General features: G+C 67.9%; 15 protein-coding genes. 6 read left to right on the forward strand and 9 right to left on the reverse strand.

Annotated features, from left to right (window positions below):
- The first annotated feature begins 11 nt into the window (after positions 1-11).
- Positions 12-2,177 (forward strand): molybdopterin-containing oxidoreductase family protein, encoded by a 2,166-nt coding sequence (locus tag FR943_RS20215; RefSeq protein ID WP_217160045.1) that lies wholly within the window; start codon positions 12-14, stop codon positions 2,175-2,177.
- On the opposite strand, the gene abmR is transcribed toward FR943_RS20215, so the two are convergent.
- Positions 2,174-2,719, reverse strand: a complete 546-nt coding sequence (gene abmR / locus FR943_RS20220) for an ATP-binding transcription factor AbmR (RefSeq protein WP_217160046.1) — start codon at positions 2,717-2,719, stop codon at positions 2,174-2,176. The two genes, FR943_RS20215 and abmR, sit on opposite strands and share 4 nt — an antisense overlap.
- A 76-nt stretch (positions 2,720-2,795) precedes the next feature.
- Positions 2,796-2,999, reverse strand: coding sequence for a hypothetical protein (locus FR943_RS20225; protein WP_217160047.1), 204 nt, complete (start codon positions 2,997-2,999; stop codon positions 2,796-2,798).
- Positions 3,000-3,094: 95 nt separating this feature from the next.
- Between FR943_RS20225 and FR943_RS20230 the strand changes: the two genes are divergently transcribed.
- Entirely contained in the window at positions 3,095-3,955 is an 861-nt protein-coding gene (locus tag FR943_RS20230; protein ID WP_217160048.1) for an AIM24 family protein, read from the forward strand.
- Here FR943_RS20230 and FR943_RS20235 read toward each other — a convergent pair.
- The 6 genes from FR943_RS20235 to FR943_RS20260 form a co-directional block, all read right to left on the reverse strand.
- Positions 3,936-5,198, reverse strand: a complete 1,263-nt coding sequence (locus FR943_RS20235) for an MFS transporter (protein WP_217160049.1) — start codon at positions 5,196-5,198, stop codon at positions 3,936-3,938. The two genes, FR943_RS20230 and FR943_RS20235, sit on opposite strands and share 20 nt — an antisense overlap.
- Positions 5,195-6,283, reverse strand: coding sequence for a PLP-dependent cysteine synthase family protein (locus tag FR943_RS20240; protein ID WP_217160050.1), 1,089 nt, complete (start codon positions 6,281-6,283; stop codon positions 5,195-5,197). The genes FR943_RS20235 and FR943_RS20240 overlap by 4 nt, the downstream gene beginning before the upstream one ends.
- A gap of 73 nt (positions 6,284-6,356) precedes the next feature.
- Entirely contained in the window at positions 6,357-6,740 is a 384-nt protein-coding gene (gene lpqS / locus FR943_RS20245) for a putative copper homeostasis (lipo)protein LpqS (RefSeq protein ID WP_504970603.1), read from the reverse strand.
- Positions 6,737-8,953 carry a heavy metal translocating P-type ATPase gene (locus FR943_RS20250; RefSeq protein ID WP_217160052.1) on the reverse strand — a complete coding sequence of 739 codons (2,217 nt, stop codon included), beginning with the start codon at positions 8,951-8,953 and terminating at the stop codon, positions 6,737-6,739. Before FR943_RS20250 ends, lpqS begins: the two co-directional genes overlap by 4 nt.
- Positions 8,950-9,774: a DUF8832 domain-containing protein gene (locus FR943_RS20255; RefSeq protein ID WP_217160053.1), complete on the reverse strand. Its 825-nt coding sequence runs from the start codon at positions 9,772-9,774 to the stop codon at positions 8,950-8,952. Before FR943_RS20255 ends, FR943_RS20250 begins: the two co-directional genes overlap by 4 nt.
- Before the next feature lie 7 nt (positions 9,775-9,781).
- A complete protein-coding gene (locus tag FR943_RS20260) occupies positions 9,782-9,988 on the reverse strand; it encodes a heavy-metal-associated domain-containing protein (protein WP_217160054.1) in 207 nt (68 codons plus the stop codon).
- Positions 9,989-10,088: 100 nt separating this feature from the next.
- Between FR943_RS20260 and FR943_RS20265 the strand changes: the two genes are divergently transcribed.
- Both FR943_RS20265 and FR943_RS20270 read left to right on the forward strand, forming a co-directional pair.
- The gene (locus FR943_RS20265; RefSeq protein ID WP_217160055.1) at positions 10,089-10,802 is read left to right on the forward strand and encodes a response regulator; all 714 of its coding nucleotides are present in this window, start codon (positions 10,089-10,091) and stop codon (positions 10,800-10,802) included.
- Positions 10,799-11,890 carry a sensor histidine kinase gene (locus tag FR943_RS20270; protein WP_217160056.1) on the forward strand — a complete coding sequence of 364 codons (1,092 nt, stop codon included), beginning with the start codon at positions 10,799-10,801 and terminating at the stop codon, positions 11,888-11,890. The genes FR943_RS20265 and FR943_RS20270 overlap by 4 nt, the downstream gene beginning before the upstream one ends.
- On the opposite strand, the gene FR943_RS20275 is transcribed toward FR943_RS20270, so the two are convergent.
- Positions 11,887-12,537 carry a DUF305 domain-containing protein gene (locus tag FR943_RS20275; protein ID WP_217160057.1) on the reverse strand — a complete coding sequence of 217 codons (651 nt, stop codon included), beginning with the start codon at positions 12,535-12,537 and terminating at the stop codon, positions 11,887-11,889. The two genes, FR943_RS20270 and FR943_RS20275, sit on opposite strands and share 4 nt — an antisense overlap.
- Before the next feature lie 149 nt (positions 12,538-12,686).
- Here FR943_RS20275 and FR943_RS20280 point away from each other — a divergent pair, with 149 nt between their 5' ends.
- Positions 12,687-13,391, forward strand: coding sequence for a polysaccharide deacetylase family protein (locus FR943_RS20280; RefSeq protein WP_217160058.1), 705 nt, complete (start codon positions 12,687-12,689; stop codon positions 13,389-13,391).
- On the forward strand, positions 13,388-13,876 hold the full coding sequence (locus FR943_RS20285; RefSeq protein ID WP_217160059.1) for a DNA-deoxyinosine glycosylase: 489 nt from the start codon (positions 13,388-13,390) through the stop codon (positions 13,874-13,876). Before FR943_RS20280 ends, FR943_RS20285 begins: the two co-directional genes overlap by 4 nt.
- Positions 13,877-14,082: the final 206 nt, after the last annotated feature.

Below are 14,082 nucleotides of genomic sequence, written 5' to 3' on the forward strand. Positions count from 1 at the left end.
GTGTCGCTGTAATGACGACCCGTACCGTGCACACGTTCTGCCGGTACTGCCTGGCGTCGTGCGGCCTGGAGGTGACGGTCGAGGACAACCGGGTGCGCAAGATCGCCGCCGACAAGCTCAATCCGCACACCTGGGGCGATTTCTGTGCCAAAGGCCGGACCGCCGGTCAGGTGGTAGAGCATCCCCGCCGGATCCTGGCCCCGATGCGCCGAGTCGGCGACACCTACGTCGAGGCGAGTTGGGACGAGGCGATCAGCGACATCGCCGAACGGATGAATCGGATCATCGACACTGGCGGGCCGGACGCGGTCGCCGCCTATTACGGTAATCCGGCCGGGTATTCGTCGTCGAACCTGGTGTTCATGAATGCCTGGCTCGACGCCATCGGCACGCACAACCGGTACGCGGTGGGATCGGTGGACCAGAACGCGCTGCACGTGGTTGCCGAGGCGATGTACGGATCGCCGCTGATGGTGCCGGTGTCCGATGTGGACAACTGCGACTACTTCTTCATCGTCGGCGCCAATCCCGCTGTGAGCGCCTGGAATTGGGTTGAATCCGTGCCGGGCGGCTGGCGTCGCGCGCTGGCCCGCCAGAAGCAGGGTGCGCGGATCGTCGTGGTCGACCCGATCCGCACCGAGAGCGCGCAGGCCGCGGATCTGCATCTGGCGGTGCGGCCGGGCCAGGACTGGGCGCTGTTGCTGGCGATGGTGAAGGTGATCCTCGACGAGGGCCGCGAGCACCCCGGAGATTGTGCCGAGCTCGCCGTCGGGGTGGCCGACCTACGCGCACTGGCCGCCGAAGCCGACCTCGACGACCTCGCGGCACGCTGCGACATCGCCCGCGCAGTGATCGAGCGGGTGGCCCGCGAATTCGCCTCCGCGCCAGGGGCGATGGCCATCACCCGCACCGGGGTGTCCCTGCACACCGCGGGCACGGTGGCCGAATGGCTGGGCCACGTGCTCAACCTGATCACCGGACGGATGGACCGCCCCGGTGGGCGCCGCTTCGAGCCCGGTTACGTCGACACCCTGCGGCTGGCCGGGTTGGCGGCCACCCGCCCACACGCCAGCCGGCTGGCGCGACGCCCGCTGGTGGCCGGCGCGCACGCGCTGGCCGAACTGCCCGACGAGATCACCACACCCGGCCGCGGTCAGATCCGGGCCTTGCTGATCAACTCCGGTAATCCCGTGATCTCAGGGCCGGAGGGTGGCCGTCTCGATGAGGCCCTGACCGAGCTGGATCTGCTGGTGGCCATCGATCTGGTACAGCGCGAGAGCCACCGGCACGCGCACTGGCTGCTGCCCGCGGTGCACTGGCTGGAACGCGACGACCTGTTGGCCTTCACCAGCAGCATGCACGACGAGCCCTACGTGCAGTACGGCGCGACGGCCGTCGCGCCGCCGGACGGCGCGCGCGAGGAATGGCGGATCTTCACCGATCTGGCACTGGCCATGCGCCGTCCGCTGTTCGGCGCCAAGGGGTTCAACGGTTTCGTCCGCGCCACCCGCTGGGTGGCGGCCCGCACCCGCAGGGCCGGCCTCGAGTTCGGGCCGCACTGGCTCGACCGCCTGATCATCCTGACCTCACGGAAGGTCGATGGCCATAAACTCACCTGGCGCAGGCTGAAAGCGCATCCGCACGGTCTGGTGCTCGGCCCCCGGCGGTTCGGCCGGTTCCGGGACGCGTTGCGGACCCCCGACCACAAGGTCCATGCCGCGCCGGCGGAGTTTGTGGCCCGGGCCCGGGAACTGCTCGCCACACCGGATCCCGGGGCGCCGGAAGGCTTCCCGTTTCTGCTGGGCAACCGTCGGCGGCGACATTCGATGAACTCGTGGCTGAACGAGTTGCCCGGCCTGCATCCCGGCGGCAAGGGCAATGAGGTGCTGCTGCACCCGCAGGATGCGGCCGCCCTCGGCATCACGGCGGGCGACCGGGTGCGGGTGATCTCACCGGTCGGGCAGCTGGAGGTGAGCGCAGCGCTCAGCGACCGGCCTCGCCGCGGCGTCGTCGTGCTCGACCATGGCTGGGGCTCGGCGGTGTTCGACCCGCGCGACGGCCGCGCACCGGAGTCCCACGGGGTCAACCGCAACCTGCTGGCCGACCGGACAGCGTTGGATCCGCTCTCGCAGACCTCGGCGCTGGGCGCGGTGCATGTGCGGATCGAGCGGATCTAGGCTCCGGGGCCTTCCGCGCGCAGATCGTCGACCGCCTTCATGGCGTCGCGCAGCTTGTCCAGCCACTCTTCGGTGTGCTGGCCCACCAGACGCACCGACCAGGCCAGCGCATCGGAGCGCGACCGTGCCACGCCCGCATCGACCAGGGTGTCGAGTACCTGACGCTCGGGCTGCTTGAGCCGGGTCATCACGGGTACGGCGATGTGGGTGAACAGGATTCGCTCGGTATCAGCGCTGCTGATCCCTGTTCCTATCTCCACCCCCCAGGACACCTTGCGGTCGAAGCGGCTCTGCGCCTCGTCGGCGATCCGCATGCGCTCGCCGCGGGTCTCCTCCCGGAACCGCGAGGCCCGCCCGGTGGCCCGGGCTTTCGTCTCGCCGTCCGGAGTATCGGTGGAGTCCGGAAGTCTGCCGATGACGGTGATCTCCTCGCGGTCGACGATCACCGTCGGATCGCCGGCGAACCAGGTATCGGGCAGGCGGCCGGCGAACCACTCGGCAGCCTCGTCCGCAGAACGGCGGTGGTGTTGATGCTTGGTCATGCTTACATAATTACACCGTTACAGCCCAGTTGGGGCGGCGTTCACCCCCGGCGAACGCCGTTGTGGTGGGTGTCGGTCAGTTGCGCTTGAGCAGCAGCGCAGCCCCGCCGGCCAACACCAACGCGACCAGCAGCAGACCCGCCCAGCCCGGCCCGGCGATCCACCAGACCGCGCCCAGCACGATGATCGCCGGAGACACGGCGAACAGCACCATGCCGGGGTGTTGCTTGAACACCGCGAGGGCACCCTGGGCACGGAGCGGGTCTATTTCCTTTGCCATGGCATCAGAATGCCAGGGCTTCGCCGGGTTCGTGACGCAGTGGCGACTTGTAACCTGGTGACGATTCCGGTCCACCGACGATTCGAGGAACGACTGTGAACGGAAACTGGCAACCCGGCTGGCTGCCCGATCCCGACGGCCGCTACGAATACCGGTGGTGGGACGGACAAGCCTGGACCGACCAGGTTTCTCATCAGGGACAACAGGGCCGAGCCCCGCTCGCAGGTACGCCGCCGCAAGCCGAACCACAAGCCCAGCACCAGCACCAGCAGGCTCAGGGCGACGGATTCGCCGGGATCAGTGGGGATCTCGTCGACGGCCGGTTCAGTGAGAAAGAGGCGACGCCGATCGCCACCCAGAACAAGAAGATGCTGCGGGTCCGGCTGGGTGAACCGTTCATGGCCCGGCAGGGATCGATGGTCGCCTACCAGGGCAACGTCGACTTCGCCTTCGAGGGCGGCGGCGCATCGAAGTTCATCAAGAAGGCGCTGACCGGCGAGGGCCTTCCGCTGATGCGCTGCCAGGGCTCCGGCGATGTGTTCCTGGCCGATCAGGGATTCGACGTGCACCTGCTGCAGCTGTCCAATTCCGGCCTGTCGATCAGCGGCAAAAATGTCCTGGCCTTCTCGTCGAGCCTGGACTGGAACATCGAACGGGTCCGCGGCGGCAGCATCGCCACCGGCGGCCTGTTCAACACCACCCTGCGCGGCACCGGTTGGGTAGCGCTGACCACTGACGGCCCGCCCGTGGTGCTTGATGCCGCAGAGGCCCCGACCTTCGCCGACACCAATGCCGTGGTGGCCTGGTCGGCGCACCTGCAGACCCAGATCAAGACGAGTTTCAAAGCCGGCGCGTTGATCGGCCGGGGCTCCGGGGAGGCCCTCCAGGTGGCGTTTCACGGCAACGGCTTTGTGATCGTGCAGCCGTCGGAAGGCATCACGGTCCCGGTGCAGTGAGCGACGAGCCGGTCGCCAACCTCCCGCCGTCACGCGTCAGCGCATAGAGGGCCACCGCGGAGATCAGCCCAATGGCGGTGAGGCCCAACCACACCAGTTCGGCGAGGCCGGCGGCGCGGGCTGCGCCGATGAGCGAACCGGTGGCGACGTTGCCCAGCAGGATGCCGATACCGACCACGGTGTTGTAGAACCCGTAATGCGTGGCCACCAGGCGATCTCCGGACAGCGCCACCACGGTGTCCATCTCGAACGGGAACACCGCAGCCGATCCCAGGGCCAGCAGTGCCGCGGAACCGAGCAGTGCAGCGACCGCGGCGAAGGTACCGAAACGGCCCGCGTCGGGGACGACAGCCAGCGGGACGAAGGACACCGCGAGCACCAGCAGACCGACGACCAGGCTGCGGCGCGGCCCCCACCGCAGGCCGAACCACCGCGTGATGCGGAGTTGGCCGCCCACCGCGATCAGCCCGGAAACCACGAACACGGCTGCCACCAGTGCGGTTTCGTTCCCCGGCTGCAGTACCGCAGCCTGCAGCGGCAAGGCCAGATATACCTGGAACGACAGCACGTAAGAGCCGATCATCGCCGCCGCGAACAACAGGAATCCCCGGTTGGCCACGACCCGGCGCCAGTCCTGCAGCACCGAACTCCGCTGCGCCACCGGCTCGATGCCCCGCCGCGGCAGTGCCAGCAGCTGAGCCACCGTGAGCAGTGCGAAGACTCCGGCCGCCGCTGCGGCAGTCACCCGGAAATCGAAGGCCAGCAACACCATTCCCGCCAGCGGACCCAACAGGATCCCGGCCTGATAGAACACGTTGAACACCGCGAACGCCTCGACCCGTCGGTCGCCGGAATCGGCGGCCAGATATGCCCGCACCGCCGGGTTGAACAGGGCTCCGGCGAAACCTGTCGCCGCCGAGGCGATCAGCATGGCCGGCAGCGATTCGGCCACGACGAGCAACCCGAACCCGACGGTGCGCAGCAGGCATCCCGCGACGATCAGCGGCTTGTACCCCAACCGGTCGGCCAGCGTGCCGCCGACGATGAACATGCCCTGCTGCGAGAAGTTGCGAACCCCGAGCACCAGGCCGACCGCCCAGGCCGCCAGCCCGAGCGGTCCGGCCAGATAGCCGGCCAGATACGGCATCAGCATGTAGAAGCCGAGGTTGATGCCGAACTGGTTGATCATCAACAGCCGGCTGGGCAGGTCGAAACTGCGGAACTGTGTGACGATTCCGCTCACGGCGTCACCGCCATCGGATCGGTGACCGTCTGGCAGCGGGTCCACGACTGCACCACGCGTTCGCCGGGATCGTCGATCGTCTCGGGCTCGTGGGCCGGCTGGTGCCCCAGCAGACCGAGCTCGCGACAGTAATCGTCGTTGTACACCGTGTCGAAATAGCGCTGCGGACCATCGGGGAACACTGCGGCAATCGTGGTCTCCGGTGCATGGTTTCGGGCCGCCCAGCCAGCGACCAGGGCAACCGCACCGACGCTCCAGCCCCCACTGGCGTAGTACGTCGACGCCAGCGTGCGGCAGGCCCACACCGCATCGGCCGGGGTGACCCAGTGCACCTCGTCGAAGGCGCCGTAGTCGACGTTGCGGGGATAGATACTTGAGCCGAGCCCCCGCATGACGCGGGCCGCGGCCGGTTGTCCGAAGATCGTCGAGCCGATCGTGTCGACCCCGATCAGCCGCATGTCCGGGTTGAACTCCCGCAGCACCTTCGCCACCCCGGCCGAATGGCCGCCGGTGCCGACCGAACACACCAGCACGTCGACGTGACCGACCTGGGCGTTGAGTTCGAGTGCCAGTGGGCGGTAGGCCGCGACGTTGTCCGGGTTGTTGTACTGGTCCGGATACCAGGCGGTGTCGTCGGACGCGAGCAGCTCGGCCACCCGATCCCGTCGGGCCTGCTGCCAACCGCCGGTGGGATGCGGCTCGGCGACGGTGGAAACTTCGACGCCATAGGCGGTCAGCATGCGCGCGATGATCGGCTCAAGCCCTGGATCTGTCACCAGGGTCACCTGATGGTGGTACATCATTCCGGCGAAGGCCAGACCCAACCCCAATGTGCCACTGGTTGATTCGATGATGCGTCCGCCGGGTTTCAGCTCACCTCGGGCCATCGCCTGCTCCACCATGTGCATGGCGGGGCGGTCCTTCATACCACCGGGGTTGAAGCCCTCCAGCTTGGCCCAGAATCCGCGCCCGCCCTCGGCGAACGGTGCACAGACCCGCAGGGCGGGCGTGTGCCCGACCATGGTGTTGGGCCCACGGTTTCGGCGCAGTACGTGAAAGTTGCGGGTCAGAAAGGCATGGTTCATGGATCTTTCGCTTCTGTATCTTGGGCCGTGCAGCACACGGCGACTGACCTGGACACCGTTGGAGGCGTACAGGTCAGCGGCGCGCGATACAGATCCGGAGCAGAAGTTCCTGGCCGGCGATCAGGACACCGTGCCGGTCGGGTGGGCCCCGCTGCGCACGTACCGCTGCGGACCCGCACAACAGCGCGCAGCCCACGATGAGCACGACCACCGAGAATGCTGCCACGGCAAGAGAAGTCCTGGGCAGTACTGCTGCGGCGAAGCCGTCCGGCACATGTGAAGCCGCATCATCCCCGAGGTGCGGGTGATCGAGCATCAAATCACCGCTGTCGGCGCCGATGGCGGCAGCCACCGGATGTGGCAGATGCACCGGGTGGTCGTGATTCGGGATCTGCCCTATCCCCGCGAACGCAGCCGCCCACAGGACGATCGCCATGAGAGCTGCGAGAGCCTTCACCGGAAGCGCCTCAGCCGCAAGCTGTTACTGACCACGAACACCGAGGAGAAGGCCATCGCGGCGCCGGCCAGCATGGGGTTGAGCAGCCCGGCGGCCGCCAGCGGCAACGCCGCCACGTTGTAGGCGAAGGCCCAGAACAGGTTGCCCTTGATGGTGGCCAGGGTGCGGCGCGACAGCCGGATGGCGTCGGCGGCCGCCCGCAGATCGCCACGCACCAGGGTGAGGTCGCTGGCCTCGATCGCGACGTCGGTGCCGGTTCCCATGGCCAGTCCCAGATCGGCCTGGGCCAGCGCTGCGGCATCGTTGACCCCGTCGCCGACCATGGCCACCACCCGGCCCTCGTCCTGCAGCCGCTTGATCACGTCGACCTTGTCCGATGGCAGCACCTCGGCGTAAACCTCGTGCACACCCACCTGTTCGGCGATCGCCCGGGCTGCCGCCTCGTTGTCGCCGGTCAGCATGATCGGCTCGAGACCGAGGGCGCGCAGCTGTGCCACTGCCTCATTCGAGGTGGGTTTCACCGCGTCGGCGACCACCAGGACCGCGCGAGCCTGCCCGTCCCACCCCACCGCAACAGCGGTGCGGCCGAGCGCCTGAGCCTCGCCCATCGCGGTGTCCAGGTTCGGGTGCAACTGCTGTCCCCAGTCGGCGAGCAGTTGACGTCGCCCCACCACCAGGGCATGCCCGTCGACGACACCCTGCACCCCGAGGCCCGCCGCGTTGGCGAAGTCCTGTACCGCGGGCAGATCACCCAGCTTGTCGCGGGCGCCCGTGGCGATCGCCCGGGCGATCGGGTGCTCGGAACCGTCCTCGACCGCCCCGGCCAGCCGCAGCACCTCGGCGGGATCCTCACCGGGCGCGGCGATCACGTCCAGCAGCGTCATCGCCCCGGTGGTCACCGTCCCCGTCTTGTCCAGCACCACGGTGTCGACCCGGCGGGTGGATTCCAGCACCTCGGGCCCCTTGATCAGGATGCCGAGCTGGGCGCCGCGGCCGGTGCCGACCAGCAGCGCCGTCGGGGTGGCCAGGCCCAGCGCGCATGGGCAGGCAATGATCAGCACCGCGACCGCAGCGGTGAAGGCCGCGGCCACCGATCCCCCGGACCCCAGCCAGAAACCGAGGGTGCCCACCGCCAGCGCGATGACGATCGGCACGAAGACCGCCGAGACCCGGTCGGCCAGGCGTTGCGCCTGCGCCTTGCCGGACTGGGCGTCCTCGACCAGCCTGGCCATCTGCGACAGCTGGGTGTCGGATCCAATTCGCTTGGTCCGCACCACAAGCCGACCGCCCACGTTCACCGTGGCGCCGACCACCTGATCCCCGGGAGCCACCTCGACCGGGACCGATTCACCGGTGAGCATCGACGCGTCCACCGCCGAGGTGCCCTCGACCACGTCGCCGTCGGTGGCGATCTTCTCACCGGGCCGGACCACGAACAGATCGCCGACGGCCAGTGACTCAATCGGAATACGGTGCTCCGCACCCTCTTTCAGAACCGCGACGTCCTTGGCGCCCAGCTCGAGCAGGGCGCGCAGCGCCGCACCGGCGCGGCGTTTGGACCGGGCCTCGAAATACCGGCCGGCCAAGATGAACGTGGTGACCCCGGCCGCGACTTCCAGGTAGATGTTGCCGGTGCCGTCGGTGTGCGAGATGGCCAGCGAAAACGAGTGCGTCAGGCCCGGAACGCCCGCGGTGCCCCAGAACAGCGCGTACAGCGACCAGCTGAAGGCCGCGAGGGTGCCCATCGAGATGAGAGTGTCCATGGTGGCGGTGCCGTGCCGCAGGTTGGACCAGGCCGCGCGGTGGAACGGCAGTGCACCCCACACCACAACCGGCGCGGCCAGGGTGAGCGAAAGCCACTGCCAGTTGGTGAACTGCAGCGCGGGCACCATGGCCATGGCCACGACCGGGATCGTCAGTGCGGCCGAGACGGACAGCCGGGTGCGCAGCGCCGTCGTCGGATCGTCGTCGGCGCGGCCTTCGGCCGGTTCGGCGGCCGGTAGTTGTGCGGTGTAGCCCGCCGAGGCGACCGCCTCGATCAGCTGATCGGGCGTCACCTCCCCCGCGACGTCGACAGTGGCCTTCTCGGTGGCGAAATTCACCGTCGCGGTGACGCCGTCGATCGTGTTGAGCTTCCGTTCGATACGTCCGGCACACGAGGCACACGTCATCCCACCGATCTCGAGAACGACGTGTTCGGTGGCGGTGCTCATGATGCCCCCTCGACGGTGAATTCGGCGGTGTGCACCGCATCGCGGTGCTTGAAATCCAGGAACAGCCGGTAGGCACCGGCGCTGGGAAATTCGGTGTGGAACGCAATCTGCGGGCCGGCGGCGGTGCCCGGATCGGCCGCCTCGTTCATCGGGTGCACATGCAGGTAGGCAAGATCCGCCGCGCGCACGGCGACCAGATGCCCGTACGCCCCCAGATAGGGCTGCAGATCGGTGACGGGCCGGCCCGCGCGGCTGACCGACAGCGTCAACTCCGATGGCTGACCGGCCCGGGCTGCCCCGGCAAGCGTGACGGTGTAGCCGTCGACCGTGGCAGTGTCGGCTGGGGCGGGCAGCGGTTGGGGCTGGTATTTCCCCGCGACGGTCATGTCGGCGCCGAGCGTCACCGGCTGGCCATCGGCCGGAACGAAGTCCGCGAACACCCGGTAGTCGCCAGGTTGGGTCAGATCCAGTGGCACCTCCCAGGTGCCCGACGCGTCGAGCACCGGATGGACGTGCTGGTAGTCGGCGAGGTCGGCGCGCACCACGATCAGGTGCAGCAGCTTCTCGTGGCTCTCGACGTAGTCGGTCACCGGGACGCCGGAATCGTCGGCGATGCGGAACCGCAGAGGTACCGCAGTCCCGGCCCGCAGCTCGGTCTCACCGAGCTGGAGTGTGTACCCGACGGTGTCGGCGTCGTGCCGGCCTGCGTGGTCGGTGTGTTCACCGCCGTGCGGCATCACCGCCGAGCCGACGCCGAACGACACGGCGAACACCGCGGCCAGTCCGATGACGAACCCGATGAGTTTGCGCGACGCACCCATGTCAGGGTCAGCCCACGACGGCGTAGCCGGCCTCGGCGACCGCGTCGCTGACGACGGACGGATCGAGCTGACTGTCGCTGCCGATCGTCACCTGCCCGGTCGCCAGGTCGACGTCGACGGTGCGCACGCCGGGGATGCCGCCCACCTCTTCGCGCACCGACGAGACGCAGTGTCCGCAGGTCATGCCGGTCACGGTGACGGTCTGGGTAGTCATGCAGTTTCCTCCCGAAGCAGGTCTCGTGGTCGATACATACTATACCCCCCTAGGGTATCAAATGGCTGGCCCTCCCCCAGCCCTGCTGCACTATGGGCAGATGGAACACACCCCGGGTGGCTACCGAGCCCTGGTCGTCGACGATGAAGCCCCGCTGGCCTCCGTGATCGCCAGCTACCTCGCCCGCGAACAGTTCGAGGCCGCAGTCGCCCACGACGGTGCCACCGCGCTGCACCGCGCCCGCGAAGTCGACCCCGACGTGGTCATCCTCGACATCGGCCTGCCCGGCATCGACGGCCTGGAGGTCTGCCGCCAATTGCGCACGTTTTCCGATGCCTACGTGGTGATGCTGACCGCCCGCGACACCGAGATGGACACCATCGTGGGCCTGTCGGTCGGCGCCGACGACTACATGACCAAACCGTTCAGCCCACGCGAGCTCGTTGCCCGGGTCCGCGCGATGTTGCGCCGCCCTCGCTCCGTCGGCACGCCGGCCGGCGGCCGGGTGTTCGGCGCACTGCGCATCGACGTCGACGCCCGCCAGGTTTTTCTCGACGACGAGGCGATCATGTTGACCCGCACCGAATTCGACGTGCTGTCCGCCCTCTCGGCCCGCCCGGGAGTCGCGCTGAGCCGTCGCCAACTCGTGGAAACGGTATGGGAGCCGACCTATGTCGGCAACGAGCACCTCGTCGACGTCCATATCGGTCACCTCCGACGCAAGCTCGGCGACGACCCGGCCGACCCACGGTACGTGGTCACGGTCCGCGGCGTCGGGTACCGGATGGGCACCGGGCAAAGCTGCCGGCGATGAACGTCGGACTGCGCACCCGGCTGCTGTCCGCCCAGGCGCTCGTGTTGGTGGCCGGCGCGGGCACCACCGGATTGGTGGCCGCCATCGTCGGGCCACCACTGTTCCGCGAACATCTGCACCGGGCAGGCGTTTCCGGCCATTCGGCCGAGCAGATGCACGCCGAAGAGGCCTACGTCTACGCCACCGTGATCTCGATCGGCGTGGCGTTGTGCGTGGCGGTCGTGGCCGCCCTGATCGTCACCTGGTACATCGGCAGACGTTTGCAACGCTCGCTGACCCAGGTCGCCGAAGCCGCCACCGCGATCGCCGACGGCCACTACGATTCGCGGGTTGAACCGGCCCATTTGGGAGACGAATTCGATTCCCTGGCACAGTCTTTCAATCAGATGGCCGGCCGACTGGAAGCTGTCGACGCCGGTCGACGCCGGTTGTTCGGCGATCTTGCCCATGAGATCCGCACCCCGGTTTCTGTACTGGAGGCCTACTTCGAAGCCATCGAGGACGGCGTGAGAACCCTTGACCCCGAGACCGTCGCGACGCTGCGGCAACAGACACACCGACTGGTGCGGTTCGCCGGCGACGCGGCCGCGTTGGCCCAGGCCGAGGAAAGCTCGCTCATGATCACCCCCGGCCCCGTCTCGGTGTCCACCGTGGTGGCTGCCGCGGTGGACACCGCCAAAGACCGCTTCGCCGACAAGGACGTGACACTGCAGTGGCATGCCGAGGTGGATCTGCCTGCCCTGTGGGCCGACCCGCACCGGCTGGGCCAGATCCTGGGCAACCTGCTCGACAACGCCCTGCGCCACACCCCGGCCGGCGGCCGGGTGACGATCGGCGCGACCACCGGCCCGGGCAGCGGCACGGTCACGCTGACGGTGACCGACACCGGCGAGGGCATCTCCGCCGAACACCTGCCCCATGTCTTCGAGCGGTTCTACCGGGCCGACCCGGCACGCAACCGCGACCACGGTGGCTCAGGCATCGGACTCGCGATTGTGAAAGCCCTCGTGGAGGCACACCGTGGCGACATCCGGGTGGCCAACACGAGCGAAGGAACCACCTTCACGATCGTGCTGCCGAGCAGTTAGAGCGTGCCCAGGATCTGGCGCATCTGGCCGATCTCCTGCTGCTGAGTGTTCACGATCGTACGGGCCAACTCGATCGCTGCGGGGTACTGACCATCGTGGATCTCGTCCTTGGCCATGACGATCGCGCCCTCGTGGTGGGCGATCATGTGGGTCAGGTACAGCTTGGCCGCCTCCGCCCCCTCGGCGTTGCGCAGCGCCGTCATGTCGGCCTCCGAGACCATGCCCTGCATGGCGGGCATGTCGCCGTGGCCCCCGCCGTGATCTGCGCCGCCGGGCGTCATGGGCGGCATCGGCGGGTTGCCCCATTGCCTCAGCCAGTCCTGCATCTGCGCGATCTCGGGGGCCTGGGCGTCCTTGATCCGGGTGGCCAGCTCGGTCACCTGCGCATCGATACCTGATTTGGCCAGCAACACATCGCTCATCTCGACCGCTTGCTGATGGTGCGGAATCATGTGGTGCGCGAACATCACATCGGCGTCGTTGTGTGCGGCTTGGTCCGCCTCGACGGGGCCCGACGGGCTCGCCGCCGCAGACGAACTCGTGGTCACCTCCACGTCGGCAGATTTCTCGGCAGTCTCGTTGCCACAGCCCGCCACCAGAACCGCCGCGACCGCAGCCCCGGCGCTCAGCATCGTCAGTTTGGACATCGCTACGTGTTCCTCCGTCTCGTCGAGCGTCTCCCCATCGAGCCTCCCGAGGTTCCATGTGACTGCCGTCGTCGTTCGATGAAGATTCGATAAAGCTCTGCCCGCCTGACGCTACGCCGGCCACGCCGGCCCTTGGTATACATGCTGAGATGCGCCGTTGGACATGGAGCCTGCTGGTTCTGCTCGCCGTGGCGGTGACCGTGCTCGCCGGTGGCCATTGGGTGATGAACTCGCGTACTTTCGCGCTCACCGGACGACTCGTGCCCCGGGTCGACACCGCGACCAAAGTCGTTGCGCTGACATTTGACGACGGCCCTGGCAACCACACGCCGGACCTGTTGCGGATGCTCGACGACGCAGGCGTCCCGGCCACCTTCTACCTGACCGGCGCCGAGCTGACGGCCGCGCCGCAGTTCGGCGCCGCGATTGCGGCGGCCGGCCACGAGATCGGCAACCACAGCTTCTCGCACCGACGGATGGTGCTGACATCGCAGGACACCGTCGCCGACGAAATCGAACGAACCGACGCGGCGATCCGGAATACCGGATACCGAGGCCCCATCACCTTCCGCCCGCCCTACGCCAAAAAGCTCTGGACGCTGCCGCGCTACCTGTCCGCCCATGATCGGACCATGGTCACCTGGGACGTCGAACCCGACTCCGCCACGGGAGCCAGTGTCGGTGCGATCGTGGCCGAGACAGTCGCCCACGTGCGGCCGGGCTCGATCATCCTGCTGCACGCGATGTACGACAGCCGCGAGGCATCGCGGGCCGCGGTCCCGCGCCTCATCGATGAATTGCGCTCGGTCGGCTACCGATTCGTCACGGTGTCCGACCTGCTGGCAAGCTCATGACGGAACTGCTGCGCGGGCTGGATCCCCTTGTCGGTGGAGCGCCCCGGGTGCTGGTCCTGGGCAACATGCCCAGCGTGATGTCGCTGGCCTCCGGTGAGTACTACGGGAATCCACGCAATGCGTTCTGGCGGATCACCGGTGCGCTCTTCGGATTCGACCCCGACGCACCATATCCCGACCGGGTTGCCGCGCTGTGCAGCCATGAGGTGGCGGTGTGGGACGTGCTCAAGACGTGCCGACGGGTGGGCAGCCTGGACTCATCGGTGGAGCGGGACAGTATGGTACCCAATAATTTTGACGCGTTCTTCGCCGCGCATCGCACCCTGCAACGCCTGGTGTTCAACGGCGCCGCCGCCGAGGCCAACTACCGCCGACTGGTCGGCGCGCCCTCGTTGCCCAGTGTGCGGCTGCCCTCGACCAGCCCCGCCCAGACCATGCGCTACGAGGACAAGCTCGGCGCCTGGCGGGCCGCGCTGGCGCGCTGACCCCTCAGCGCGGCTTCTTCTTCAGGTCCTGGCGGGACACCGGAACTGTTACCGGTGTCCTGATGCAGAACTGTCACCGATGTCTTGAAAGATCGGCCACTTTTGTCGGTGCCCGATGACATAATCAAACACATGTACTGCTTATCTGCTTAAGTGGACCTAACAGTCAGAACTCTCCAAAAGTGTTGCTGGGGAACGATTCTTGA

The organism is [Mycobacterium] fortunisiensis (genome assembly GCF_019050325.1).
GTDB lineage: Bacteria > Actinomycetota > Actinomycetes > Mycobacteriales > Mycobacteriaceae > Mycobacterium > Mycobacterium fortunisiensis.

Coding starts and splice junctions, on each gene's coding strand:
- FR943_RS20215 (WP_217160045.1), top strand. CDS start 12: ATGACGACCCGTACCGTGCACACGTTCTGCCGGTACTGCCTGGCGTCG.
- abmR (WP_217160046.1), bottom strand. CDS start 2,719: ATGACCAAGCATCAACACCACCGCCGTTCTGCGGACGAGGCTGCCGAG.
- FR943_RS20225 (WP_217160047.1), bottom strand. CDS start 2,999: ATGGCAAAGGAAATAGACCCGCTCCGTGCCCAGGGTGCCCTCGCGGTG.
- FR943_RS20240 (WP_217160050.1), bottom strand. CDS start 6,283: ATGAACCATGCCTTTCTGACCCGCAACTTTCACGTACTGCGCCGAAAC.
- FR943_RS20250 (WP_217160052.1), bottom strand. CDS start 8,953: ATGAGCACCGCCACCGAACACGTCGTTCTCGAGATCGGTGGGATGACG.
- FR943_RS20255 (WP_217160053.1), bottom strand. CDS start 9,774: ATGGGTGCGTCGCGCAAACTCATCGGGTTCGTCATCGGACTGGCCGCG.
- FR943_RS20260 (WP_217160054.1), bottom strand. CDS start 9,988: ATGACTACCCAGACCGTCACCGTGACCGGCATGACCTGCGGACACTGC.
- FR943_RS20265 (WP_217160055.1), top strand. CDS start 10,089: ATGGAACACACCCCGGGTGGCTACCGAGCCCTGGTCGTCGACGATGAA.
- FR943_RS20270 (WP_217160056.1), top strand. CDS start 10,799: ATGAACGTCGGACTGCGCACCCGGCTGCTGTCCGCCCAGGCGCTCGTG.
- FR943_RS20275 (WP_217160057.1), bottom strand. CDS start 12,537: ATGTCCAAACTGACGATGCTGAGCGCCGGGGCTGCGGTCGCGGCGGTT.
- FR943_RS20280 (WP_217160058.1), top strand. CDS start 12,687: ATGCGCCGTTGGACATGGAGCCTGCTGGTTCTGCTCGCCGTGGCGGTG.
- FR943_RS20285 (WP_217160059.1), top strand. CDS start 13,388: ATGACGGAACTGCTGCGCGGGCTGGATCCCCTTGTCGGTGGAGCGCCC.